The sequence below is a fragment of the Micrococcus sp. R8502A1 genome, assembly GCF_006704135.1.
Lineage (GTDB): Bacteria > Actinomycetota > Actinomycetes > Actinomycetales > Micrococcaceae > Micrococcus > Micrococcus luteus.
The window spans coordinates 1-643 of record NZ_VIGS01000112.1; the positions used below are offsets into that span (position 1 = coordinate 1).

Consider the following 643-nt stretch of genomic DNA (forward strand, 5'->3'; position numbering starts at 1 on the left):
TCGCCCAGCACGGCCTCGGGGCGGGTCCGGGGCCGCCCTACTGGCCGGGTCACGCGCAGCTGCTCCAGAAGAGGAAGCAGCATCGGGGAGTCCCCTGCCTGGCCGGGGGTGATCAGGCTGACCAGCGGCAGCCCGGTCCCATCGACGAGCTGATGGATCTTCGTGCTCAGCCCGCCACGGGAGCGCCCGATGCCGTGATCGGCCGGCTCCTCACGCGGATTCTTGTAGTTCGATCCATCCCCCTGTGTGGCGGGTGATGTTCGTCGCGTGCTGGTGGGCGCGGGCGATCGTGGAGTCCACCGAGACCGACCAATCGATCAGGCCTTCGGCGTCAGCGGCGGCGGTCAGCCTCGCCAGCACCGCATCCCAGGTGCCTTTTTCGGCCAAGCGCCGATGCCAGGTCCACACGGTCTGCCAGGGCCCGTAGACCTCGGGCAGATCCCTCCATGCAATCCCGCACCTGTATCGGTAGATGATCGCCTCCACCATGGTGCGGGCGTCGGCGAACGGCCTGCCGGCGCGGCCGGTCCGGGTCGGGAGCATCGGGGCGATCAACTCCCATTGGGCGTCGGAGAGCATCTGGAACCGGGACATGTCCCCAGGGTCTCAGCTGACTCGTGCATCTATTCTCAGACACGCCCTA

General features: G+C 68.0%; 1 pseudogene. It reads right to left on the minus strand.

The features are described from left to right. Positions 1–594, minus strand: a pseudogene (locus FLM69_RS11275) (IS5 family transposase); the annotation flags it as partial. Positions 595–643 lie beyond the last annotated feature (49 nt).